General features: G+C 56.6%; 26 protein-coding genes. 25 read left to right on the forward strand and 1 reads right to left on the reverse strand.

Going from position 1 to position 21,920, the window contains the following annotated elements; genetic code table 11:
* Window positions 1-113 precede the first annotated feature (113 nt).
* The 22 genes from RTN40_RS19270 to RTN40_RS19375 all read left to right on the forward strand — a co-directional run bounded on the left by RTN40_RS19270 (window position 114) and on the right by RTN40_RS19375 (window position 20,285).
* Window positions 114-989, forward strand: a complete 876-nt coding sequence (locus RTN40_RS19270) for a ParA family protein (protein ID WP_006777717.1) — start codon at window positions 114-116, stop codon at window positions 987-989.
* On the forward strand, window positions 982-2,352 hold the full coding sequence (gene dnaB-PI / locus RTN40_RS19275) for an SPI-7-type island replicative DNA helicase (RefSeq protein ID WP_006777718.1): 1,371 nt from the start codon (window positions 982-984) through the stop codon (window positions 2,350-2,352). The genes RTN40_RS19270 and dnaB-PI overlap by 8 nt, the downstream gene beginning before the upstream one ends.
* Window positions 2,349-4,043 carry a ParB family protein gene (locus RTN40_RS19280; protein ID WP_006777719.1) on the forward strand — a complete coding sequence of 565 codons (1,695 nt, stop codon included), beginning with the start codon at window positions 2,349-2,351 and terminating at the stop codon, window positions 4,041-4,043. Before dnaB-PI ends, RTN40_RS19280 begins: the two co-directional genes overlap by 4 nt.
* Complete coding sequence (locus RTN40_RS19285; protein WP_312229862.1) at window positions 4,036-4,746, forward strand: DUF2786 domain-containing protein; 711 nt, start codon at window positions 4,036-4,038, stop codon at window positions 4,744-4,746. The genes RTN40_RS19280 and RTN40_RS19285 overlap by 8 nt, the downstream gene beginning before the upstream one ends.
* A 6-nt stretch (window positions 4,747-4,752) precedes the next feature.
* Window positions 4,753-5,343 (forward strand): DUF2857 domain-containing protein, encoded by a 591-nt coding sequence (locus RTN40_RS19290; protein WP_006777722.1) that lies wholly within the window; start codon window positions 4,753-4,755, stop codon window positions 5,341-5,343.
* Window positions 5,340-5,588 (forward strand): hypothetical protein, encoded by a 249-nt coding sequence (locus tag RTN40_RS19295; RefSeq protein WP_004115572.1) that lies wholly within the window; start codon window positions 5,340-5,342, stop codon window positions 5,586-5,588. The genes RTN40_RS19290 and RTN40_RS19295 overlap by 4 nt, the downstream gene beginning before the upstream one ends.
* Window positions 5,589-5,687: 99 nt before the next feature.
* Window positions 5,688-6,926, forward strand: coding sequence for an STY4528 family pathogenicity island replication protein (locus tag RTN40_RS19300; protein WP_006777723.1), 1,239 nt, complete (start codon window positions 5,688-5,690; stop codon window positions 6,924-6,926).
* Between the two features lie 416 nt (window positions 6,927-7,342).
* Window positions 7,343-8,056, forward strand: coding sequence for a PFL_4669 family integrating conjugative element protein (locus tag RTN40_RS19305; protein WP_010615557.1), 714 nt, complete (start codon window positions 7,343-7,345; stop codon window positions 8,054-8,056).
* 1 nt (window position 8,057) lies between these two features.
* Complete coding sequence (locus RTN40_RS19310) at window positions 8,058-8,612, forward strand: hypothetical protein (RefSeq protein ID WP_006777724.1); 555 nt, start codon at window positions 8,058-8,060, stop codon at window positions 8,610-8,612.
* A 15-nt stretch (window positions 8,613-8,627) separates the two neighbouring features.
* Window positions 8,628-10,649, forward strand: coding sequence for a DNA topoisomerase III (locus tag RTN40_RS19315; protein WP_312229863.1), 2,022 nt, complete (start codon window positions 8,628-8,630; stop codon window positions 10,647-10,649).
* 637 nt (window positions 10,650-11,286) lie between these two features.
* Complete coding sequence (locus RTN40_RS19320) at window positions 11,287-11,757, forward strand: STY4534 family ICE replication protein (protein WP_006785950.1); 471 nt, start codon at window positions 11,287-11,289, stop codon at window positions 11,755-11,757.
* Between the two features lie 60 nt (window positions 11,758-11,817).
* A complete protein-coding gene (locus tag RTN40_RS19325) occupies window positions 11,818-12,354 on the forward strand; it encodes a single-stranded DNA-binding protein (protein ID WP_006785953.1) in 537 nt (178 codons plus the stop codon).
* Window positions 12,355-12,487: 133 nt separating this feature from the next.
* Window positions 12,488-12,925, forward strand: a complete 438-nt coding sequence (locus RTN40_RS19330) for a DUF29 domain-containing protein (RefSeq protein WP_006785955.1) — start codon at window positions 12,488-12,490, stop codon at window positions 12,923-12,925.
* A 138-nt stretch (window positions 12,926-13,063) separates the two neighbouring features.
* Complete coding sequence (locus RTN40_RS19335; protein ID WP_006785957.1) at window positions 13,064-13,729, forward strand: PilL N-terminal domain-containing protein; 666 nt, start codon at window positions 13,064-13,066, stop codon at window positions 13,727-13,729.
* On the forward strand, window positions 13,726-14,484 hold the full coding sequence (locus RTN40_RS19340) for a hypothetical protein (protein ID WP_020899224.1): 759 nt from the start codon (window positions 13,726-13,728) through the stop codon (window positions 14,482-14,484). Before RTN40_RS19335 ends, RTN40_RS19340 begins: the two co-directional genes overlap by 4 nt.
* An 11-nt stretch (window positions 14,485-14,495) precedes the next feature.
* Entirely contained in the window at window positions 14,496-15,218 is a 723-nt protein-coding gene (locus RTN40_RS19345; RefSeq protein ID WP_006785960.1) for a TIGR03759 family integrating conjugative element protein, read from the forward strand.
* Entirely contained in the window at window positions 15,197-15,832 is a 636-nt protein-coding gene (locus RTN40_RS19350; protein ID WP_006785961.1) for a transglycosylase SLT domain-containing protein, read from the forward strand. Before RTN40_RS19345 ends, RTN40_RS19350 begins: the two co-directional genes overlap by 22 nt.
* Before the next feature lie 5 nt (window positions 15,833-15,837).
* Window positions 15,838-16,371 carry an integrating conjugative element protein gene (locus RTN40_RS19355; protein ID WP_006785962.1) on the forward strand — a complete coding sequence of 178 codons (534 nt, stop codon included), beginning with the start codon at window positions 15,838-15,840 and terminating at the stop codon, window positions 16,369-16,371.
* A complete protein-coding gene (locus tag RTN40_RS19360; protein WP_006785963.1) occupies window positions 16,371-16,943 on the forward strand; it encodes a restriction endonuclease in 573 nt (190 codons plus the stop codon). Before RTN40_RS19355 ends, RTN40_RS19360 begins: the two co-directional genes overlap by 1 nt.
* Before the next feature lie 10 nt (window positions 16,944-16,953).
* On the forward strand, window positions 16,954-17,442 hold the full coding sequence (locus tag RTN40_RS19365) for a hypothetical protein (protein WP_006785964.1): 489 nt from the start codon (window positions 16,954-16,956) through the stop codon (window positions 17,440-17,442).
* A complete protein-coding gene (traD, locus tag RTN40_RS19370) occupies window positions 17,435-19,534 on the forward strand; it encodes a type IV conjugative transfer system coupling protein TraD (protein ID WP_006785965.1) in 2,100 nt (699 codons plus the stop codon). The genes RTN40_RS19365 and traD overlap by 8 nt, the downstream gene beginning before the upstream one ends.
* Window positions 19,527-20,285, forward strand: a complete 759-nt coding sequence (locus tag RTN40_RS19375; protein ID WP_006785966.1) for a TIGR03747 family integrating conjugative element membrane protein — start codon at window positions 19,527-19,529, stop codon at window positions 20,283-20,285. Before traD ends, RTN40_RS19375 begins: the two co-directional genes overlap by 8 nt.
* Before the next feature lie 90 nt (window positions 20,286-20,375).
* Here the strand turns inward: RTN40_RS19375 and RTN40_RS19380 are convergent, their stop codons facing one another.
* Entirely contained in the window at window positions 20,376-20,723 is a 348-nt protein-coding gene (locus RTN40_RS19380; protein ID WP_016808262.1) for an FxLYD domain-containing protein, read from the reverse strand.
* A 184-nt stretch (window positions 20,724-20,907) separates the two neighbouring features.
* On the opposite strand from RTN40_RS19380, the gene RTN40_RS19385 reads away from it, so the two are divergent.
* Genes RTN40_RS19385 through RTN40_RS19395 form a run of 3 tightly spaced genes read left to right on the forward strand, consistent with a single transcriptional unit; the run spans window position 20,908 to window position 21,919 of the window.
* The gene (locus tag RTN40_RS19385; protein ID WP_006785967.1) at window positions 20,908-21,255 is read left to right on the forward strand and encodes an RAQPRD family integrative conjugative element protein; all 348 of its coding nucleotides are present in this window, start codon (window positions 20,908-20,910) and stop codon (window positions 21,253-21,255) included.
* A complete protein-coding gene (locus tag RTN40_RS19390; RefSeq protein ID WP_003029734.1) occupies window positions 21,255-21,497 on the forward strand; it encodes a TIGR03758 family integrating conjugative element protein in 243 nt (80 codons plus the stop codon). Before RTN40_RS19385 ends, RTN40_RS19390 begins: the two co-directional genes overlap by 1 nt.
* A gap of 35 nt (window positions 21,498-21,532) precedes the next feature.
* Window positions 21,533-21,919, forward strand: coding sequence for a TIGR03745 family integrating conjugative element membrane protein (locus RTN40_RS19395; RefSeq protein ID WP_006785968.1), 387 nt, complete (start codon window positions 21,533-21,535; stop codon window positions 21,917-21,919).
* Window position 21,920: the final 1 nt, after the last annotated feature.

Here is a 21,920-nt window from a genome sequence, read left to right on the forward strand (position 1 = left end):
GACACGGGGATTTTCAATCCCATTGCCGGAAAGTTAAATTTTTTGCCTTTGTGTTACAGAGATGTGAATAATCGCTAACGCATACATCCAAACCATTGTTTTGGATGTGCAAAATGACAATACTTCCCGTTATCTCTCCCAAAGGTGGAGAAGGCAAATCCACGTTTGCTGCTTACCTTGCCGGTTTTCTTGCCGATGCTGGCCTGAATACCCTTCTTGTGGATGCAGACTATTCCCAGCCCACAGCCAGCAGTATCTTCGCGCTGGAGCATGAATCCCCATTCGGTCTCTATGAATTGTTGATGCAGATGGTCAGTGACCATACGCAATGCATTTCGCAGACCGCCATAAAAAATCTCGATGTCATCTACTCAAACGACCCGGACGAACTGTTGCCGACCGCGATGCTCCACGCTGCAGATGGCCGTCTTCGCCTGCGTAACATACTTCAGCATCCTTTCTTTAACCGTTATGACGCCATTATTGTGGATTCTAAAGGCGCAACAGGCGTTATGACTGAGCTTTCCCTCCTGTCCTCTACCGGTAATGTGATGGGCGTTGTTAAACCCATCCTTCCGGATGTCCGTGAATTTATCCGCGGCTCCCTTCACATGCTTACCCGCCTGAAAACCTATGAAAATTACGGTATCCGCCTTCCTGATATTTCCATTCTCGTCAACTGTATCGAAAACACTCTGCTTGACCGTGAAGCAATGGACGGTCTTGCCGCCATCATTAACGAAAAACATTACGACGCCTCTGCGCTGGGCAACCGTGACGTTTATCGTTTACTCAATACCCGTATCGAGGCGCTGGATATTTTCAAACTGGGGCACGTCAAGCAGCAGCCCGTGCATCGTCTGGAATACAAAACACGCCGCAAAGGTCCGGCCGCAGCCGTCACCATGCACGACCTCGCGTGTGAACTGTTCCCTGAGTGGCAGAGCCATTTCAGTGACGTTCTGACCCGGGAGGTGCGTCATGTCTGAGATGATGATGCCCTGCTCTTATGAGGCTGAGCAGGCCGTACTGGGCGGACTGATGCTTGATAACGACCGGTGGGATGAGGTGATACTGCAAATCTCCCCGGAAGATTTGTTTTCCCGGCCGCACCGTATGGTCTTCCGCGTCATGGCCGAGCTGGCCGGAGAAGGGCTACCGCTCGATCTCATCACTATTACGGAACGGCTGGAGAACAAAGGCGACCTTGAACAGTGTGGCGGCTTTGCTTATCTGGCTGAAATGAGTAAAAACACGCCGTCTGCAGCCAATATCCTTGCTTACGCCGGCGTGGTGGCGGAGAAAAGCCGCCTGCGGCAGCTGATGACAGTGGGTAACAGTCTTCTTTCCGATGTGCAGGCCCCGAAAGCCAGCTCGGCCGGCATCCTTGAGTCGGCCGAAGGTAAGCTGTTTAACATTGCCGAACAGGGAGCCATGCAGCTCAACAGTGAGACCGGCGTTAACGAGGCGCTGGATAAACTGCTGACGCATCTGGAAAGTATGTCCGCCAGTGACGGCCTCACCGGCACACCGACCGGTTTCAGTGAACTGGACGCGATGACCTGTGGTCTCCAGCCCGGCGATCTGGCCCTGCTGGCCGCCCGTCCTTCCATGGGAAAAACGTCGCTGGCCATGGCCGCCTGCACCGCGGCCGTGGGCGCAAAACCTGACGATCACGTCTTTGTGTTCAGTCTTGAAATGCCCTCAGAGCAGCTGATGATGCGCCTGCTGGCGATGGAAGGCCGGGTGGAACTGTCCCGGCTTCGCAGCGGCAACATGGATGATGAAGACTGGGCTCGCGTGTCAGCGGCTACCGGTCGCATTATTGAATGGAAAAACCGTCTGATCATTGATGATACCAGCTACCAGACCCCGGCTACACTGCGCGCCCGCGCCCGTCGCTATGTCCGCAAATACGGCAGACCCTCTCTCATCATGCTGGACTATCTGCAGCTTGTCCGCTCCCCCGAGCAGGAAAACCGCACGCAGGAAATAGCGGAAATTTCCCGCTCGCTTAAGGCGCTCGGTAAAGAGCTGGGCTGTCCGGTACTGGCGCTTTCCCAGCTCAACCGCCTGGTGGAGCAGCGGGCCGATAAACGCCCTAATAATGGTGACCTGCGTGACTCTGGTGCGCTTGAGCAGGATGCAGACCTCATCATGTTTATTTACCGGGATGAGGTTTATAACCCCGGCACTCCTGATGCCGGGGTGGCTGAGATCATTGTCGGCAAGCAGCGGCAGGGGCCAACCGGCACGGTGAAAGTCAAATTTGACGGGCGTTATACCCTCTTTTCGGAGTTTCAGGAAGGCAGCTATGACTTCGGTTACCGCAGCGGGAGGAAACAGGCATGAGCCGTAAAAGTTCTAATGTGGGGGCTGCCATGCTGCAGCCCGGACGCCAGTCGCAGGCGGCCGGCAATATCAGCGTCATGCCGGCGGCTGAAATGCCCATGGTCCTGACGCTCGACCAGTTAAGCCCGAATCCTGATAATCCGCGAACATCACGCAATCCGCGTTATGACGATATCAAGGCTTCCATCCGTTCGCGCGGGCTGGACACCGTACCCAAAGTCACCCGTGACCCGGATGGTGAGCCCGATATGTACATCTTCAGCGACGGTGGTAATACACGTTATCAGATCCTGTCAGAACTGTGGCAGGAGACCGGAGAAGACCGTTTTTTCCGTGTCCATGTGTTGTTCAAGCCGTGGCCGGGACGGCTGCAGTGTGTTATCGGCCATCTGGCAGAGAATGAAGTGCGCGGGGAACTGAGTTTTATTGAAAAAGCGCAGGGGATCCACAAAGCCCGCTCTATATATGAAGAGCAGTTAGGAAAGCCAGTCTCTTTACGACAGTTGTCAGAGCTTCTGACCCGTGAAGGTCTGCCGGTACATAATTCAACTATCAGCCGTATGGAAGATGCACTGAAATATCTTTTTCCGTGGATCCCAGACCTGCTTGAGTCCGGGCTCGGCAGGCCTCAGATAACGGCGCTGCTGGCGCTCCGGCATGATGCTGAACGCGTGTGGGATGAGTTTTGCCTGATTTCAGACACAGGCGACAAATCCTTCAGCGACGTTTTTGGCCAGTGTTGTGGCCGTTTCAACTCACCGGAACTGTGGTCTCTTGAGATGTTTCGCGATGAATTAATTGGTGATTTACTGCATGCGCTGCCCCATCCGGAGCTGGATTATGACCGCTGGATGATGGAACTGGATCCTAAAGAACGTAACCGCAGACATCACTTCGGCGATCCAGAACCGGTGTCCATCCCTCCCGTAAACAGCCTCGTCACCGCTGACTCTGCAGGTCAGGCCACACCGGCGCAGAAGTCTGTTGAGGTCGCGCAGCCTTTCTCCAGTCCACGTCGTGAAATCTCAGGAGAGCCGGTAACGCCCGCCCCGGATAATACCCCACCTGAAAAACTGGATAAACAGCCCCCCCGGCATGAGGTTCAGCCAGATATGTACGGTGCCGCGCCGGTCATTTCAGGTGAGAGCGGGGATGTTAGCGGGCTGGTTACCCTCTCCGATGGGTACGGAGAAGAGAATGGTGGAGAAGAGGACAATGGGGAGGATGGCCTGCTTTCTCTTTTAACACCAGAACCTGAAGTTGTCCTGCAGGATGACGCGCCAGTGACTAATGACAGCATCTGGCATGTGCCGGCCCATCAGGACGATATCGAACACCTGCAGAATACCGCTTTTCGTCTGGCCTGGGAGCTGGGTGAGGTCCTTGGCTGCGAAGATGAAATTCTTCCGCAACGCGACAATGACATGTCTGCCGGTTACGTCGGGGCAGGTGAGGTGTGTTCTGAAGCCGCCGCATTTCTGCTGGGCCTGACCGGCGAAGCGCCTGCGCTGCATCCTGCGGCAGGAGTGTGTGGTCTGCCGGAGCTTTTCACCGGCGGCCCGGGTGAGGGGGAAGCACCTGCACTGACAGATGAAGATGCTCTGAAACTGCTGCGCCTGATGCGCGTTATGCGCCGTCTTCGGGAGCTGCAACGCGGTCTGACGTACGGGGAGGATAACAGTGATGAATAACTCACAGCGACAGTTGCGACTGCTGAATCTTGTCAGGAAACTGCTGAAGCTGGGCCGCAGCAACAGTAATGCCCATGAGGCAGGACTGGCCCTGCAGCGTGCCCAGAAGCTGATGGCCAGATACGGTATCAGCGAGCTTGACGCCAGTCTTACATCTGTGCGCGAGGCGTCTTCCCGCACGGCCCCTTCGGATGCTGAAAAAGTTCCGGAATGGATGGTGACCCTTGTCCGGGGCGTCTGTCATGCCTTTGGCTGCCGCGCTTATTACTCATGGCGTCAGACCTCTGCCGGGTATCGCCGTTCGGTAACCTTTTACGGATTCATTGAAAAACCTGAGATAGCAGCCTATGCCTTTGATGTGCTGACGCGCCAGCTGAAAGATGCCACAAATTCTTATCTCAAAACCCAGAGTAAGCGGCTGAAACTGGCCACACGCCGGGCGAGAGCGGAGCAGTTCCGTGACGGCTGGGTATGTGGGGTGCGTGAGGTGATATCGGCAACTGACATCAGCAGCGAGGAGGAGCAGGTGATGAGCCACTGGCTGGAAAGCCGCAGTATGAAAACAGTCACAACCCGTGAACTGAAAGCCTGCCGCGGGGCGGATACAGCACGTTATCAGGGGTATGAAGCCGGACAAAATGCCCGTATTCATCATGGTGTCAGCGGCCGGGGTCCGGCAGCCATTGGTTACCGTCAGGATTAAGGGGGAATGATGAACAGTTTATCTCAGGCTGCCAACGGATTGCTGATGCAGCTGGTTATGGATCTCAGAAGTGGCTATCTGCGCCGCTGCGAATCGCTGGGACTGAACCGCGAGGAAATGCAGATGCTGCAGGGGCTCTCGCTCGAAGAGCTTCACTACCTTTCCGGCAGTGAGGTGTCGATCATCAGTGTGGGCATCAATCACGGCAATCTGGTGCGCATGCTGCAGCAGGCCCGGACGGAACAGAAACGACTCCAGCGTATCGATCGGGCGCTGGCGCTGGGCGGCTCCATTGAACTGATGGCCAATTACTTCGGGCTCTCCAGTACGGACGTGGCGGCCCGCCGTCGTATTGCCGGTATCGATGTCCGGCCGGGGCGCGGTAACGCACTGGGTGATGAGGAAAACGCCGCCCTGTGGCGTCAGTGGCAAAAGTCCGGCGTTGAAGATGCGGAAAGTGCTGACGGGCTGGACGTAATGATGCTGGCTGCAGAACAGATGAACGTCTCGCTGACGTCCGTCTGGCATGCCGTCCGCGGCTGGCACAAAACCCGGCAGCCTTCTCCGGCACGAACGCCGGTAAGGAAGACGGCATGAAATACAGGATGGTTGCGCCGGGCCTGCGGGCTCCCCATGGTACGCCGCCGCAATGCTGTCAGAAGGCGTTACGTCAGGTTCGCCGTTTCCGGCAGGGGGCGCGTAATTACACCCGGCTCGATGAGAAAGGCTGCGGTTACTACAAAATCGATCTCGGCCCGTTCTGGCGTTTGCTGAGTCGCAACGAAGGCCGGACATGGCTTCTTCTCAGCCACGAACGCTATAACAGCGCCATACGGAAATAGCAGCATGACAGCCTGTTTACCCTGCACCCGTACGCGGGTGCATTACTAAGCATACTGACAGTTCAGAACGGCCGTGATGGCGGCCGAAAAGGAAAAATAATGAGTCTGCCTGCAGAAAGCCTGATTGCTTATACGCTGGATAAAATGAATGCCCGCCTTGCGGCCAGACCCCGGCGGGATGATGGCAGGATACGTAACGGCCTGCTGTTTACCGGAAATGTGCATGATTCCATTCCCCGCCGGCTGTTGCTCGACACGCGGTTGTCACCACTGGACAAGATGGGCTGGATGATGATCCGGCTGTATGCACAAAATAATGAGGGGGCAGTTTTCCCCAGCTATGACGAACTGCAACTGCAGCTTGCCTCACCCGGAAAGGGGAAAGCCTCAAGGGAAACGGTAAGCCGCGTCCTGCTTATGCTACGAATAACCGGCTGGCTCAGCCTCTGTAAACGCGTGCGGGATGATAAAGGGCGGGTGCGGGGGAATATCTATGCTCAGCACGATGAGCCCCTGACGTTCAGCGATGCGGAAACGCTCGACCCCCGCTTCCTTGATACGGTGGCGGATGCCTGCCTGAGTAAAAACCGGACTATCAGCCAGACCGCCCGCGAAGTGCTCGACGATATAAAAAACGACCCCACCATGCGCCATTATCGCAGCCATCTTGCGCTGATCGAATCGCGTCTGGACCGCCCACAGACGCCCAGCCAGATGGCGAAACATCATCACCGAATACCCCGTCCCGCACCGGGTTCGGAAACCGAACTCAGTCATAAACGGCCAGGAATCATCGCTAAAAAACAGGGTTCGGATACCGAACTCAGCCCAGAAAGATACAACAATTCACTGAGTTCGGAATCCGTACTGCCAGTAAAAACAGGCAGTTATGACCGGGTTCGGAAACCGAACCATTACGTACGTAGTATCACACACAGTGTGAATAAAAATACGTACGTACCGGGTAAACCTGTGCTTCCCGACAGTTTGCATGAACTTGTGCCGGCAGAAGATATTGCCATGCTGACCGCCCAGCTGCAGGCGCTGCCTGAAGAACAGGCACAACTTGTGCTGCTCAGCCTGCAAAAGGTGATGGCACGCCAGCAGCTCAGCAACCCGGTTGGCTGGTTGCTGGCCGTAATGAAAAAGGCCCGTGAGGGCAGGTTATACGCGCCCCGTCAGGCTGATGATTCGCCTGAGAGTGCCGTGCAAAAAAATGCTCAGCGTCCTGAACAACAGCTGTGGAAGCCAGAACCACGTTCTTCTGTCCATCCTGTATCGGAAGAGAACATACGAAATTTGGTTAGAGATATTCGTAGAAAGCTAAACGATAGATAGCTACTTCTAGAACCGGAGGTTAAAAAACAACCACCGCTGCGAGTGGCAGCAGTGGTTAAAAAGCAATCGGTGCTGCGAGTGGTAGCAGTGGTTAAAAAGTAATCGGTGCTGCGAGTGGCAGCAGTGGTTAAAAAGCAAACAGTGCTGCGAGTGGCAGCGGCGGATAAAAAATGTACAGCACTGTATGGGTCTGGTTTGAGTAAAACATGAAAGGATTTTATCTTTTGATTTTTAAGCAGTTTGAGGTGTCATTCTATATAACTGACTACTTCAACGCCCTGAGCCAGCCCGCTATGAAGCCATATAAGTGAATTTCCGAGATTAGGGATCTGGTTTCTAGTTGTCCCCAAGCTCCTGCCTGAAGAGTATCACTGACTCAGGTCGAACCTGACCGGGATCTTACAGGAGATGATTTCATGACCACTGAAAATGAAACGCGAAGCGATAAACCGGGCGGACTCACATCCTCCCTGAAAATCGAGATCCACTCAAACTATGCTATCCGTCTCTGGGAAGGCCGCCCGCAGGCTCAGGCGAAGGAGGGTGTAAAGAAAGTTAAGCATGCCATCATGAGTATGCCCCAGGCTATTAAGCGCTCAGGAATTATTTATCAGGATTCCCTGGCAGATAACCCATGGGCAGATGAGGCGATGTTCAGGGTTGAAACGCTTTTGAATGAAGCTGGAGAACATATCAAAAGCCGGGTAGAAGAACTTGAGGTCATATTGAAATCAGTTCCCCCTGCTGTTTCATTTTCTGACATTGCCTCCTCGTCTCCACTTAATATAGGCGTATACAGTCGTTCTCCGCTGGGTTACAGATGTGTATGGGTACTCGTCGGATATGACCAGATGGCCCTTAAAGCATTCCAGGCGGCTCATTACGGTCTCATATCCCGCAACCGTCGCGATGAACTACTGAGCCATTGCGCTCACTTAATCAGAAAAGTATATGGTGTGCTACGCCTTTATCGAACCGTCAAGGTTAACCGTGCTGACATAGCAATCCAGACTAAAGAAGCACAACAGGCAATAGAAAAACTGGGCATGCCCGATACTGACATTCTTACTGGTAAGAAACGCTCTTCCTTTTCTCCACCTCTGAGAAAAGCCGTTCAGGAGGAGAAATAATATGATTCGCCCTGTGTTCCTCCTCACCTCCTTCTTTTTACTGAGCGGATGCGCAACAACGGACTGGGCTGCGATTAATAAACAGGTCAGCGATACCGCTGCGAACCTGACAAAAACGTTAGGCGGCAACGACAGCGGAGAAAGTGGCGGGATGCCGCTGATGAGCCCGGCGGGGCAACAGGCCATGCAGTCCGTCGATAAAACGTTCTCCGTGCCGGTCGATGTGGATACCGCGGCGGCCCGCCTGAAGCGCCATTACAAATTTATCTCCACACAGGAGCTTGAGGCACTGCGGCAGGCCGCAAATGACGGCGACTGGAAAGCGGCGGCAGAAGATGATGCGCATCCCGTCTGGGACGCCATGCCGGGCAGCTACTACAAAATGGGCTCCGACTGGAACGGACGTGATCACCTGGATATCGAAATCGAGAAAAACGGGTCCGGCAGCAGGCTCTATGTTGTCTATCGCTCATCATCATCACAGCGTCTGGCCGGGTCCGGCGTCACGAAGCTGATGAATGATGTCCGCGCTGTTGCGGCGGGTGAAAAACGCTGATGCGGGAGGCAACACATGCAACTCTTTCTGTGTGAAAAACCCTCCCAGGCAAAGGATATTGCCCGCGTGCTGGGTATCAGCAAGCGTGAGCAGGGATTTATCAGCGGCGGTAACATCGTTGTGACCTGGGCGGTCGGCCATTTACTCGAAACTGCCAGCCCTGAAGCCTATGGCGAGCAGTATGGCAGGCCATGGCGTGCCGATGTTCTGCCTGTGCTGCCTGAGGCCTGGAAAATGGTCGTTAAAGAGCAGACAAAATCGCAGTTCACCGTTATCAGTAAGCTGCTCAAAAAGGCGTCTGAAGTGGTCATCGCAACCGATGCCGACCGCGAGGGCGAGGTGATCGCTCGTGAGCTGATGGAATACTGCCGCTACAGTGGCGCGGTACGCCGGCTCTGGTTGTCAGCCCTGGATGAGGCCAGTGTGAAGGAAGCACTTAGCAGTATTCTTCCGGGGGAAAAAACAGCCCTGCTGTATGATGCCGGCAAGGGCAGGAGCCAGGCGGACTGGCTCATTGGCATGAACCTGACGCGTCTTTATACCCTTAAGGCCCGTGACTCAGGGGTGTCAGAAGTGCTGTCCGTCGGGCGGGTACAGACGCCGACGCTTGCTATGGTGGTTAACAGGGATAATGAAATCACATCCTTCGTGCCAAAGCCCTGGTGGCAGGTACATGCGCTTATTGAAAAAGAGGGCGTCCGGTTCCGGGCAGTCTGGGTGCCCGTTGAGCAGTACTGTGATGAGGAAAAGCGTTGCATCAATCCCCAGGCCGCCCGGGCGGTGGGGCAGTTGTGTCAGCAGCAGGGCAGGGCTGTGGTACTGGAGGTAACACAGAAGCGGGAAAAAACGGCGGCCCCCCTCTGTTTTGACCTGGGCACCCTTCAGCAGGTCTGCTCCCGAAAGTTCGGCATGGGCGCAAATGATGTGCTCGCCATTGCCCAATCCCTCTACGAAACCCACAAAGCGACCACCTACCCCCGGACAGATTGCGGTTTCCTTCCAACTTCGATGCAGCAGGAAATACCCGACGTTCTGGCGGCAGTGGCAAAATCCGATCCCGCTGTGGCCCCGGTACTGAATCAGCTGGACAGGAAGTTTGTCTCGCGTGTCTGGAATGACAAGAAAATCACCGCGCACCATGCCATCATTCCCACCCGACAGGCATTTGATTTGTCGCGCCTCAGCGCCGATGAGCTGAAGGTCTACCATCTGATTCGCCAGCATTATTTCGCCCAGTTCCTTCCGCTGCAGGAATCTGACGTGACGGAGGCGTCTTTCAATATCGGTGGTCAGCTGTTCCGTACACGCGGGAAAGTCGGTGTGGTGACGGGCTGGAAGTCATTGTTCCAGGCTGAAAAAGATGACGATGAAGAGGACGTCGACGGTGACAGTATGGCGCTGCCGGCGCTGGCAAAAGGGGATATTTGCGCTGTCACCGGTTCTGAGGTTAAAGATATGAAAACCAGTCCGCCTAAACCGTTCACGGAGGGGACGTTGATTGCTGCCATGAAGAACGCGGCCAGTTTCGTCAGTGACCCGAAGCTCAAGAAAGTGCTGCGTGATAACGCAGGTCTGGGCACAGAGGCGACGCGTGCGGCAGTACTCGAAACCCTCTTCAAACGACACTATCTGGAGAAAAAAGGGAAGCACATCCACTCAACGCAGATGGCCCGGGAGCTGATTGCGGCCCTGCCGGAAACGCTGACGAGCCCGGGCATGACCGCATTATGGGAGCAGGCACTGGATGATATTTCGCAGGGGAAAATGTCGCTTGCGGTCTTTATGCAAAAGCAGCTGCAGTGGACCCGTCACCTTGTCGAAAAAGGCCGCCAGGACAGTGTGAAAATCACCGCTCCCGTCACGCCCCCTTGTCCGTTATGCAAAGGGCCCACACGTAAACGCAAAGGTAAGAAAGGAGATTTTTGGGGTTGCGTGCGTTACCCAGACTGCAAAGGTATTATTAACACCAACGGGAAAAAGACCACAAAGCGCAAAAAAGCAGCATCAGGGACAAAAACAGAATCATCCGCACCGTGATGAGTTATTTCACTGTACAACCCCGGGCCGGGTTCTGCTAATGTGACTACGCTTCGATATGTACCCCTTTGCCGGAGGCAGCCAGCTTAACTTTAACGGGATTAATCTGGCAACCGGCACGACGGTCTGCCATCGCACATCTGGCAGGAACTGTAAGACGCATGCGCTCCGTGAAAATCGCGTCGGGAACGGATCCCCGGAGTAGTGAGATACATTAAGGTCTGGTACAGCCCCCACGGCGTTGCATATGCAGCGCCGTTTTCATTTCTGGTTTTATGGGTTGACACCAGGCTTGTTTGGTTTAAAAATCAACAGTGCTTACCGCTGTTTTTCACAGCCAGCTAAAGTTTCAGCAGTCTGAGAGAAACGCCTTAGGGTGACTGCCAGCTAACGTTTCACCGGTCTGAGAGAAACACCTTCGGGTGACCGGAAAATCCTCGCAGCCTGAGAGAGGATACCTTCGGGTGGTAAATCCGTTTAACCTCTGGAAACGGATATCACTGCACAGTGATTGAGGTCCTTTCAACATACCAGACTCTCAGGATTCAACCGATCCTGACCCCCGACGGGAAACCACTCCCGTCAGGGCAGATGGTTTCTCCGCCGTACCTTTTTTTACCTCCATGGAGAAAACATCATGTCTGCAAACAATACTTCTGCATCTGCAAAATCTGAGTACTTCAACCTGACTATCAAAGGCATCGGGTATCTCAGCAACATCCGCCAGGTTAACCATCAGAATGGCTCGTTCCTCAGCTGCGTAATAAATGCACTGAGTGGTCCGACTGATAATCCGGCCTACGTCCGTTTTGACATTTCTGTCGCAGGTAAAGAGGCAACCAGCCTTATCGCCCGCTGCCAGAAAGCCGTCGATGAAGACAAGAAAGTCCTGTTGGGCTTTAACCTGAGTAACCCGTCCACGGACATATTTACGCTGAACAAAGGCGACCATGCCGGCGAACAGCGCGTCAGTCTGAAAGCCCGCCTGATAAAGGTGGACTGGATCAAAATAGGCCAGGAAATGGTTTACAAGACTGAAAAATCTGACTCCGTGCCGCCGCAGAATGGCTCTGCCGCACAACAAAACTACGCAGAAAACTCATTCTGATGCGCACCTGACACACCCCGTTCGCGGGGTGTTTCTTTATTCCTTACAGGAGAAATGATTATGTCCTCACGCGGCGTTAACAAGGTTATCCTTGTCGGAAACCTCGGCCAGGATCCTGAAGTTCGTTATATTCCCAACGGCAGTGCAGTTGCCACCCTTTCTCTGGCCACGTCTGAGAGCTGGCGCGATAAGCAGTCCGGCGAACAGAAAGAAGTGACCGAATGGCACAGGGTGGTTATTTTCGGCAAGCTGGCAGAAATTGCGGGTGAATATCTGCGCAAAGGCTCCCAGGTTTACATCGAGGGTCAGCTGCGCACACGCAAATGGACCGATCAGGCCGGCCAGGAGAAATACACCACAGAGGTGGTGGTCAATATTGGTGGCACCATGCAGATGCTTGGCGGCCGCCAGTCCGGCAGCGGACAGAATACGTCTTCCCGGAATGACTGGGGGCAGCCTCAGCAACCTTCAGGACCGACTCACAGTGGCCAGGCCTCCGGCAGCAGTGCCGGTGCGCCACCGATGGACTTCGATGACGATATACCGTTCATTGGATTCGGGTATGACTGTTCCAGAGTGGCAATTCACGCCCTCTGAATTAATGGAGCTTTGACTGTTATGACTGTCTCTGACAAACTTCAGGAAGCAACTTTTTATGTTGCATCTTATGTTATCCCCGGAGCATATCTGTTCTGGCCGTTTCTTCACTTTTTGACTAACGGAGGCTTGTATGGGAGCACGTTACGATTCAGACGTTGTTGCCTGGGCCAGTGAACAGGCAGCTTTACTGCGTGCCGGAAAGCTCAGTCAGATTGATATTGAGAACATCGCCGAGGAGATTGAAGACGTGGGCAAAAGTGAAAAGCGTGAGCTGGCCAGCCGTATGGCTGTCTTACTGGCCCACCTTCTTAAATGGAAGTTTCAGCCAACCCATCGAGGTAAAAGCTGGGAGTTAACCATTAAAGGTCAGCGTGATTTGATTGTACGACGTCTGAACAAGACGCCGAGCCTGAAAAGCGCGTTTTCTGATCCTGAATGGCTTGCGGATGTGTGGTTTGACGCCCGCGCCGATGCTTCCAAAGAAACCGGCATAGGTCTGGATATCTTTCCTGAAGACAGCATCTGGACAACAGATACTATTCTCAGTAACGAGTTTTACCCGGACTGATTACTGTCTGTTTCACCGCAACGCCATCCTTTCGGGTGGCGTTTTTTTTCATCAACGGAAAATCAGTTGTTAATTGAGTGAAACCGGACCGATTCCGCACAGTGAGGGCTGTTTTATCACTGTACAGGAAAATTCCGGATGAAACGTAACACCTCTCACAACGTATTTTCACCAGGCAGGCTTGCCACTGTTCTTCCCCTGCTGCTCCTTGCGGGCTGTGTTTCCCAGCCGCAAAAGTTGCAACAGCGTGCGCCTGCCGACCCGACACCCGGCACCACCGTCACCCGCAACGTTCAGCCGGTCTCTCCGGACGAGTATGCGCGGACGCCGGAAGTGGTGCGCTACGATCGTTATCTGCTGGTCAGCACCGATCCGCAGGCGGCCCAGCGTGACCCTCTCTCCCAGATTATTGATATCCGTATCCCGTCATCCCTGCATCCTACCGTGGCGGATGCGCTGCGTTACGCCCTGCGCCAGTCCGGTTATTCCCTGTGCGCGACAGGCTCCGCCAACGGCGTGCTTTACCGCCAGGCATTGCCGGCGGTTCAGTACCAGCTGGGCCCGATGCGCCTGCGTACTGCCCTGCAGGTCCTGGCCGGTCCGGCCTGGCAGCTTGAGGTGGATGATGTACAGCGTGTGGTCTGCCACAGCCTGCGCGACGGCTACCAGCTGCCGGTCTCCCAGCTTCCGCCGCCGGTCAGCAGCTGGTCCACGCCTGCGCCGTCCGCCGTGTCACAACCGGCCATCAGCGCCCCTCAGTCAGTACCCGTTAAACCTGTCAGCGGAGGGTTTCTGAGAAAATGAGCGAACAGCAACCATTCCATACTGACCCCGCTCCGGCTCGTAAAAGATTCAGCTGGCGTCCCCGCTGCCGCCTCATCTGGGGCGCTGCCAGCGGTGTGGCGCTGGCCGGCATTCTGGCGCTGGGCTACACCGCCTTCAGTCTGGGCATATCGAACCTTGATGAACGCCTTGCACGCCTTGAATCTCAGGGCAGTACAGCGGCCACTGTTGAGACAGTCGCGGCCCTGCAGTCAGATGTGACCACGCTCAAAACCGGCCTGCAGGATACCCGGAAAAAACTTGGTGAGATGCAGCAGGAGCTGAGCGCTGCTGCGAAACAGGCCGGCAGCGACGACGCCGTGCGTCAGTCATTGCGAACCCTTCAGGACGCCCAGCAGGGGCTGGAAACCCGCCTGAGTGCGCTGACTGAGCAGCTGACAGCGCTGAAATCACAGCCGGCACCCGCACCCGCCGCACCTGTCGCCGCACCGGTCAAAAAAAACGCGCCTGCTGCAAAAAAGCCCCGTCCCGCTGACACACGTCGTGCTGCTCCGTCCCTTCGCGTGGCCCGCAATGCGCCTTTTGTGCTGACGGGCGTGGAGAAGCGGGGGGCAGAGTCCTGGGCTGCCATCGCGCCCCGGGGCTACAGCAGCCTGTCGCAGGTGGCCCTGGTCGGAGAGGGCGAAACCGTTGCCGGCTGGACGCTGGTCAGTGCCGGTTATGGTGAGGCGACGTTTCGGGTTAACGGCCGCCTGACCGTGCTCAGAGCAGAATAACGGAGCGAATGATGAAACTGAAACACACCTTTTTAGCCGCCATGCTGCTGAGTCCCCTGACCCTGGCCGCGACCACATCAGGACAGACGGATGTCAGCCGACAGGAATCAACACAACGGGCGGACTCCGCACAGCAAAACCTGCAGCAGCAGGCCGGTCAGTGGGGACTCAGTGCCGACGATTATCAGCGTTATCAGCAGCTGATGAAGGGACCCCGGGGTACCCAGTCGCCGGGTCTCGATCCGCTTTCCACCCTCGGTATCGAGGCGCAGACGCCGGCAGAGCGCCGTAAGTTTGCTGAAAAGTGGGTGAAGGAAGAGTTTGCCCGCACCCAGAAAGAGCTTGATTTCCAGCGTGAGGTGAACGCGGCCTGGCAGCGCCTGTATCCGGGCACACTGCCGGTCAATATGGGGAACGCCTCCGGCGTGGCGCACGACAGTGGCGGCCGGCTGGCACTGTTCGTCAGGTCAAAAGACTGCGCAACCTGCGACGCGAAACTGTCTGCCGTGCTGGCTGACAACCGGCCGGTGGACATCTATCTGGTCGACAGCCAGGGCAGTGATGATGCGCTTCGCAGCTGGGCGCGGGACCATCACATTCCCGTGGAAAAGGTCCGCAAGCGCCAGATCACGCTTAACCACGACGGCGGCCGGTGGATGCGCTTTGGTAACGGCCTGATGCCGGTTTTACTGCAGCAGGCGGGAGACGGTAAATGGGCAATCGCAGCATTCTGACCGGCGCGCTGGCGCTGGGCTTACTGATGGCGGCCGTCCCTGACGGCCATGCTGACCAGACGGTGCCGGAGGGTTACGTCCGCGTGGCCATGGCGCACGGCGTGCCCCCCGAAGCGCTTTACTCGGTATCACTGAGCGAGTCTTCGCGCAAACTTCCCCGCGGAATACGGCCATGGCCCTGGACCATCAATGTGGCAGGCAAAGGGTATCGCTATGAGACGCGCCTGCAGGCCTGGCAGGCGCTGCAGGTCTTTATGAAGCGTCACCCGCTTAAGCGCATCGATGTCGGTATTGCCCAGGTCAATCTGGGCTGGAACGGTCATCATTTTGCCTCGACGTGGGATGCGTTTGACCCTTACACCAACCTGAACGCCGCCGCCACCATTCTGCGTGAGTGCTGGGCGCGTAAGCCAGGCAGCTGGCTGGATGCGGCCGGCTGCTACCACCATCCCGCAGGTGGTCAGCCTGCTGCACGTTACCGCGCCATTGTGAGAGGGCATCTGGCAAAAATCAGCCCTGCACCCCGCATTTCTGCGCCGGCAGCTGAAGCGCCCCGCTCGGTTGCTGCGCTCACCCCCGATCCAGGCTTCGTCTGGACTGAACCCGGGAGATAACCCTGATGAAAACGCTGTCCTTACTGCTGTTTACCCTCCTTCCCCTGACCGGCCATGCTGAACTGAATGTGATTGCTGATCTGGGCGGTGAAGATGCTGCGCCGTATTTTGAGGCCGTTAATAAACAGCCCGGCATGCCCGGCGTCAGTGACGTACAGCCTTCACGCCAGCCGGACCACGGTGTTCCCCTGGCTGACGGGATGGCGGGTATGTTACCCGTTAACACACCTGAACTGAGCCCGGGGAATACAGCAGACCGGCCGCTGCAGTTGCCCGGCATTGGGGCGTTGTTTCTGATCGGGGATGATGCTCTGTCCCGTGAATGGCTGAAAGCCAATGCCGGCGCGCTGGCTGAACAGCATGCGGCCGGGATGATAGTCAACGTCACAGACATGGATACCGTGCGCGAGCTGCGCGAGCTGGCACCCGGTGTCAGCCTGGCCCCGGCTTCCGGCAGCGAACTGGCCCGTCGCCTGCAGATTGCGCATTATCCGGTACTCATCACCGATACCGGCCTGACGCAGCAGGTTAAGCCGTGATGAGCGCGCCAGATATCAACGGTCTGCTGATGGCGCACCCTTACGGGGCGGTCATACTGGTTGTCCTTTTCCTGGTGGTGATGGCCTTTCTGAACCTGCGTCGGCGGGAGAAAGCCAGCACCCGCCGTCACCGGCGATACCGGGCAACGGCGGGGCGGGTACTGGATAAACTGACCCGCCTGCCGGGAGACGGGCAGCGTCTGAGCTATCTGCGCAAAGTCAGTCCCTATGTCTTTGAAGAGCTGTTGCTCTCTGCCTTTGAACGCCAGGGGCTGACCGTGGTGCGCAATGCCTCCTACAGCGGTGACGGCGGCCTTGATGGTCAGGTCATCATTGACGGTGAGCACTGGCTTATCCAGGCCAAACGGTACAGTCGTGCTGTTTCCCCCGCACATGTTGAGGACTTCGACCGGCTTCTCCTGCAGTCCGGCCGCCGGGGGCTGTTTATCCACACGGGCCGTACCGGAAAAATGAGCCGCACCATTCGCACGGCGTCACCGCGTCTGCGCATCATCAGCGGGCAACGCCTGCTGGCCATTCTCGCCGGTCAGGACGTCCGGCAGTATCTCTGAGGAATCTTTTATGCACATCTTCCTGAACAGCCTGCGTTACGCGTTGTGGCTTGTGTTCTGTTTATTCCGTCATGCCGTTTTCGTGCCTGCCGCTTTCGGCGGTGTCTACCTGCTCGCCTGGCTTGTTTTCGGCCATCCGGTCAGTGACCTGAACGACCAGTTGCAGAAGGAGGCAACGGCATGGCGCACCGCGCCGCCCGGACATTACATGTGGGAGGAATGCCCGGCGCCTGATAATGCGGCTCCGCCTGATGCAAAGCCGGCAGCCTGTACCGTCACTGCCGTCTCCACAGAAACCGCGGCGAACAATTACCTGCTGTCATTGCGGGCTGTATGGATCATTTTTTTCATCCTGTCGAATGTTCTGTATGTGCTCTGGCGCTTACTGGCGGATGCCCTGCGTTACCACTCCCTTTCCTGCAGGGAAGCCGGTGCCGGGAGGGGAACGTATATCCGTATAGCCGACGGTAAAATTATAAAGGAGGCAGACGATGAGTAACCGTTACGTCATTGAGGCCCTGCTGCGTCCGGCCGTTGAGCTGAATACCGCCGTGGTATCGGGCATGGCGGCGTATGTCTGTGTGCAGGCACCCTGGGCTGTCGCTCTGGCTCCGTCTGTCAGCTATGTCACCGCAGCCGGGTTTGCGGCGCTGGCCGTCACCCGCACGCATCAGGGGATGAAGATTATTCGCTACCGCCGGAATCTCCGCCGCCTGCCGCGCTATGTCATGAGTACTAAACAGATCCCCGTCAGTCATCGTCGCCTGTTTCTAGGCCGGGGGTTCCGCTGGACGCAGAAACACACCCAGCGGCTGCAGGATACGTTGCGCCCTGAAGTGGCCCGTTACCTGCAGCCAAACCGCTTTTACCTGGGGGCGCGTCAGCTCGAAATGATGACAGAGCACCGTCTGCCCTGGCTGGGTAAGCTGCTGAGTGCCGATACGCCGCTGAACCCGGTGCGGCCATTACCACCGGTGGGCGGCAATCCGGCGCTGCACGGCATCGAGCCCGACGAAAAAGACGTCACCCTGGCTCTGGGGGAGCGCGTTGGCCATACGGTGGTGTACGGCACCACGCGCGTCGGGAAGACCCGGCTGGCAGAGCTGCTGGTCACCCAGGATATCCGGCGGGGTGAAGTCACCATCGTGTTTGATCCGAAAGGCGACGCAGACCTGATGAAACGCGTCTGGGCAGAGGCCCACCGGGCCGGACGCGGGGACAAGCTGTATATTTTTCATCTTGGCTGGCCTGAAATTTCAGCCCGTTATAATGCCGTCGGGCGTTTTGGTCGCGTGTCAGAGGTGGCGTCCCGCGTGGCCGGTCAGCTGTCGGGTGAGGGGAACAGCGCGGCATTTCGCGAATTTGCCTGGCGGTTCGTCAACATCATCGCCCGTGCGCTGGTCGCCCTGGGTGAGCGCCCTGACTACACGCTGATCATGCGCTACGTGAACAATATCGCCGATCTCTATATCCGCTATGCGGAAAAAATCATCCAGGCGCAGCTGCCGGCTCTGCAGACGCAGATTGAGAATAATCAGCAGGTGCTGGGAGAGGACGACGTGCCCCGTAACATGCAGGGTCAGCCGGATGCCTTACGTATCTGGGCCATTGAGGTTGCCCTGAGTTCAGAAGAGGGTAAAAAACTCTATGATCCCATCCTTGACGGGCTGCGGTCAGCGGTACGTTATGACCGTACTTACTTTGACAAAATCGTGGCGTCGCTGCTGCCGCTGCTGGAAAAACTGACCACCGGCAAGACCGCCGAGCTGCTGTCGCCGGATTATCAGGACATTGACGACACGCGGCCGATTTTTGACTGGGAACAGATCATCCGTAAAAAAGCCGTGGTGTATGTGGGGCTCGATGCGCTCAGTGACAGTGAAGTGGCGAGCGCGGTCGGTAACTCCATGTTCGCCGATCTGGTGAGTGTGGCCGGGCACATTTATAAACACGGTATCAATGCGGGCCTGCCGGGCGGGAAAGAAGGGAAGTCCCTGATTAACCTGCACTGCGATGAGTTTAACGAGCTGATGGGGTATGAGTTTATTCCTCTCATCAACAAAGGGGGCGGTGCCGGCATGCAGGTGACGGCCTATACCCAGACGTCTTCTGATATTGAGGCACGCATCGGGAATGCGGCCAAGACGGCCCAGGTACAGGGTAACTTTAACAACCTGATTATGCTGCGCGTCAGGGAGAACCGCACCGCCGAGTTGCTGACCACGCAGCTGCCGCAGGTGGAGATTTACACCAAAACGCTGGTCTCCGGGCACCAGGACACGGCGGATGTCAATGCAGACCAGGACTTCACCTCAAGCACCCAGGACCGCGTCGGGACGGTAAAAGTCCCACTACTGGAGCCGGCCGATATCGTGACGCTACCAAAAGGGCAGGCGTTTGCCCTGCTGGAAGGAGGGCAACTGTGGAAAATCCGCATGCCGCTGCCTGCCGGGGATGCTGATGATGTGCTGATGCCGGAAAGTATTGAGAAAATAGCGGAGGAGATGCGGCGCAGCTATCACAGCGGCGAATCCTGGTGGCGGGACGGCCCGGCCCTGAACGTGCCGGTCACAGGAGGGGCGAATGGCTGAGGTAAAACGTCCCCCACAGCAGCAGACGCTGCCGGAACGCAAGCACGGCATTCTGTATAATCTGCTCTGGGGCTGGCCATGGGCCCTGGTGGGCGTGGTGCTGTCCTCGCTGCTGCTGAGCCTGCTGATTGAATATATCGGCATCGCCTTCTTCTGGCCGGAAGCCGGGGCGGCGCACAGTGAAGCGGTCATGAACACCGAGCTGGGGTGGCTGTCCACAGAGTTCACCCGCAGCCTGCTGCTGTCTGAGCCATCGGTGACGGTTGTGCGCTGGGTTAGCACCGCGTATCAGTGGGCCTTTGTGGACAGTGGCTTCCTTGACTGGGTCCGGCAGCAGTATGCGCACCAGATGCACAGTGACAATGCAGTCACGCGGGAAATCAACAGCTGGAGCGGCTGGCTTGCCGGCTACCTGCGTGAATACCTGCTGGCCACGGTATGGATAAGCATTATCACACTGGTACGCGTCACCATCCTGGTGCTGTCCGTCCCGCTGTTTGTGCTGGTCGTGGTGGTGGCCCTGGTTGAGGGGCTGGGGCGGCGTGATCTGCGGCGTTACGGGGCGGGGTATGAAAGTTCTTTTGTCTATCACCATGCCAAGAAACTGGTCAAACCGGCAGCCGTGGTGCCCGCCATGCTGTACCTTTCCTGGCCCACTGCAGTCTACCCCAATCTGCTGTTGTTGCCGGCGGCTGTCCTGTTGGGTATCGCCGTGACCGTGACCACTGCCTCATTCAAGAAGTATCTTTAAATCAGGGCTGGACGGAGGCGTGCAAAACTTGTTTTGCGCGCCTGCCGTCAGCAGACAAGCCATGAAACCACTGTTACTGGCGCGTCAGTGTCAGTTATTAAATACCGTCAGTTCTGTCACTTTGAAGCTGTCTGGCTTGTTGGTTATGCTGTCGTAGGGTGCCTGTAGCTTCCATTGCTGACCCGGCTCCAGATTTTCAGCCATCGCTGCCGTATTTCCTATTACTGCCCCATTCTGAAGCAAGTTGAATTTGACAATTACAGTCTTCACAGGCCCACCTGACACGTTTGTTCCCGTGCCTTCAATTTGCTGCAAACCATTTGCTGCTGTGGCGAAATGCAGGTCTGAAAGTTGGACTTTGCCAGTACCGTCGGCCGCAAGAACAGGGCCGGTAATCAGTGCAGTGATTAACGTGGCCTTCAGAACAGTCTTCATCATTTTCATTTTCCCTCTGTTTACCGTTGAGTTTTCTTAATATCACAATGAACCTTTATTTACAGCTAAACCTGCCACCGGCACTGACCTGCAATTAATTTTGAAATTCCTGTTTAGGGTTTATCGCTGACCCGACGCTCCCTCTTCCGCATCCTGTCCGCACCCCTTAATCCTTCTGGAGGTGCGTATGAACTCAAATCGTCCGGCCATGCGGCGCAACCGTCGTGTCCCGGGCATCACTGGCCTGGTATTGCTGACCTTTCTGGCATCAGCTGCTGCACAGGCATCCGAGAAAGACGAGCTTGCGTCTGTTCAGCGTCAGCTGGACCAGGTTCAGGCGTCGCTTGAACGGGCCCGCGTGGCGGCTGCACAGGCCGACCCGGCTGACCGTGGCCGCTTTTTCTTTGATTACCGTCAGGCCACATCCGATCTCAACACCATCCGCAGCGGCATTGACCGCTATCTGGAGCCCTCCCGCGCGCAACCGCGTGACCCGTCTTATGTGGCCGGTAATTACCGGCGGGAGCGGCCCTGATGCCCATGACATCCGAACAAACGAACGCGTTTAAAGCCGGCTCCGGCAGTCTTGATGTGAACATCCTTCATCTGCTCTGCATCGGGGCACTGCTGGCATTTCTTTTTTTATGGGCCGCGTGGGCGCTGTCGGATGTCTGGACCGGCTGGAGTAACACCAAAGTGCGGGACGCGGCCCTGGGGCGTTTTGCCGTCCGCACCGTGCTGCTGTTGCTTGTGTGTATCTGGATGTTTGCCAGTTAACCCGATTATGAACGTTAAGTCAGGAGATGAATTCCATGCACCATTCTGAGTCTGTTGTTGCCCGCCTGCGCCGTCTCGCCAGTCGTACGCTGACCCGCGCCGGTACGCTTGCCCTCCTGGGCTGGCTCACCTGCAAACCGGCCTTTGCGGACTTGCCAAGCGTTGAAGCGCCTGAATCCGGAGGCGGAAGCGGGCTGTCCGGACAAATCAAGGGATACCTGCAGGACGGCATTGTTATCGGGGGGCTGGTCGTGGCGGCCGTTGCCTTTATCAACGTTGCCATTGCCGCCCTGCACACCTTCACCGAAGTCCGCAATGAGAAAGCCACCTGGACCAAATTCGGGGCCATTGTGGTGGTGGGTGTGGTGCTGCTGGTTGCCGTTATCTGGCTGCTCGGCAAGTCTGCCGACATTCTGTTGTAGG

The sequence above is a fragment of the Pseudescherichia sp. genome, assembly GCF_031987975.1.
Classification (GTDB): domain Bacteria; phylum Pseudomonadota; class Gammaproteobacteria; order Enterobacterales; family Enterobacteriaceae; genus Pseudescherichia.

Coding starts and splice junctions, on each gene's coding strand:
- RTN40_RS19320 (WP_006785950.1), top strand. CDS start 11,287: ATGTCTGCAAACAATACTTCTGCATCTGCAAAATCTGAGTACTTCAAC.
- RTN40_RS19315 (WP_312229863.1), top strand. CDS start 8,628: ATGCAACTCTTTCTGTGTGAAAAACCCTCCCAGGCAAAGGATATTGCC.
- RTN40_RS19290 (WP_006777722.1), top strand. CDS start 4,753: ATGATGAACAGTTTATCTCAGGCTGCCAACGGATTGCTGATGCAGCTG.
- RTN40_RS19305 (WP_010615557.1), top strand. CDS start 7,343: ATGACCACTGAAAATGAAACGCGAAGCGATAAACCGGGCGGACTCACA.
- RTN40_RS19360 (WP_006785963.1), top strand. CDS start 16,371: ATGAGCGCGCCAGATATCAACGGTCTGCTGATGGCGCACCCTTACGGG.
- dnaB-PI (WP_006777718.1), top strand. CDS start 982: ATGTCTGAGATGATGATGCCCTGCTCTTATGAGGCTGAGCAGGCCGTA.
- RTN40_RS19295 (WP_004115572.1), top strand. CDS start 5,340: ATGAAATACAGGATGGTTGCGCCGGGCCTGCGGGCTCCCCATGGTACG.
- RTN40_RS19310 (WP_006777724.1), top strand. CDS start 8,058: ATGATTCGCCCTGTGTTCCTCCTCACCTCCTTCTTTTTACTGAGCGGA.
- RTN40_RS19325 (WP_006785953.1), top strand. CDS start 11,818: ATGTCCTCACGCGGCGTTAACAAGGTTATCCTTGTCGGAAACCTCGGC.
- RTN40_RS19280 (WP_006777719.1), top strand. CDS start 2,349: ATGAGCCGTAAAAGTTCTAATGTGGGGGCTGCCATGCTGCAGCCCGGA.
- RTN40_RS19395 (WP_006785968.1), top strand. CDS start 21,533: ATGCACCATTCTGAGTCTGTTGTTGCCCGCCTGCGCCGTCTCGCCAGT.
- RTN40_RS19375 (WP_006785966.1), top strand. CDS start 19,527: ATGGCTGAGGTAAAACGTCCCCCACAGCAGCAGACGCTGCCGGAACGC.
- RTN40_RS19355 (WP_006785962.1), top strand. CDS start 15,838: ATGAAAACGCTGTCCTTACTGCTGTTTACCCTCCTTCCCCTGACCGGC.
- traD (WP_006785965.1), top strand. CDS start 17,435: ATGAGTAACCGTTACGTCATTGAGGCCCTGCTGCGTCCGGCCGTTGAG.
- RTN40_RS19285 (WP_312229862.1), top strand. CDS start 4,036: ATGAATAACTCACAGCGACAGTTGCGACTGCTGAATCTTGTCAGGAAA.
- RTN40_RS19390 (WP_003029734.1), top strand. CDS start 21,255: ATGCCCATGACATCCGAACAAACGAACGCGTTTAAAGCCGGCTCCGGC.
- RTN40_RS19335 (WP_006785957.1), top strand. CDS start 13,064: ATGAAACGTAACACCTCTCACAACGTATTTTCACCAGGCAGGCTTGCC.
- RTN40_RS19300 (WP_006777723.1), top strand. CDS start 5,688: ATGAGTCTGCCTGCAGAAAGCCTGATTGCTTATACGCTGGATAAAATG.
- RTN40_RS19385 (WP_006785967.1), top strand. CDS start 20,908: ATGAACTCAAATCGTCCGGCCATGCGGCGCAACCGTCGTGTCCCGGGC.
- RTN40_RS19380 (WP_016808262.1), bottom strand. CDS start 20,723: ATGATGAAGACTGTTCTGAAGGCCACGTTAATCACTGCACTGATTACC.
- RTN40_RS19345 (WP_006785960.1), top strand. CDS start 14,496: ATGAAACTGAAACACACCTTTTTAGCCGCCATGCTGCTGAGTCCCCTG.
- RTN40_RS19350 (WP_006785961.1), top strand. CDS start 15,197: ATGGGCAATCGCAGCATTCTGACCGGCGCGCTGGCGCTGGGCTTACTG.
- RTN40_RS19330 (WP_006785955.1), top strand. CDS start 12,488: ATGGGAGCACGTTACGATTCAGACGTTGTTGCCTGGGCCAGTGAACAG.
- RTN40_RS19270 (WP_006777717.1), top strand. CDS start 114: ATGACAATACTTCCCGTTATCTCTCCCAAAGGTGGAGAAGGCAAATCC.
- RTN40_RS19365 (WP_006785964.1), top strand. CDS start 16,954: ATGCACATCTTCCTGAACAGCCTGCGTTACGCGTTGTGGCTTGTGTTC.
- RTN40_RS19340 (WP_020899224.1), top strand. CDS start 13,726: ATGAGCGAACAGCAACCATTCCATACTGACCCCGCTCCGGCTCGTAAA.